Here is a 523-nt window from a genome sequence, read left to right as displayed (position 1 = left end):
CGCGGGGTCGCCAGGATTGCCGGGATCGCCGGGGTCGCCGGGGTCGGGCGCAGTACGAGCGTGACGAAGCCCAGGGCGCCGCGGTAGCCGTGCAGCCAGGTGTCGCGGTGGGCGCGCGCGGCCCGCACGGCGGCGGGAGCGTCCGGGTGGGCGGGGTGGTCCAGGGCCCAGTCCGCCAGGGTGCCGACCCAGTGCCACTCGTAGGCGTCCCACTCCTCGGGTGTGCTCACGTGTCCGTGCACGGGCGTCCAGCCGTGCTCGGTGACCGCGTCCACGGTGTCGCCCAGCGTGGCGTACTCGTCGGCGGTGAAGCCGCTCGCCAGGGCCCGCGCGTTCGGCGGCCGCTCCCAGAAGCCCTCACCGACCAGCACCCGCCCGTCGGGGGCCAGGTGCCGGCGGGCGGCGTCCAGGGTGGGCAGCAGGCCGCCGAAGGCGTGCGTGGCCCCGACGCTCAGCACGAGGTCGAAGGGGTGCGGCGCGGTGAACCGGGCGGCCGGGGTGGGCGAACTTCGCCCCGATGGCG

General features: G+C 77.2%; 1 pseudogene. It reads right to left on the bottom strand.

Annotation, left to right across the window (positions count from 1 at the left end):
* Positions 1 to 523: pseudogene (locus tag ACYVE9_RS30560) on the bottom strand (hypothetical protein); the annotation flags it as partial.

The organism is Streptomyces sparsus (assembly GCF_054776295.1).
This window is presented reverse-complemented; position numbering and strand designations above follow the sequence as displayed.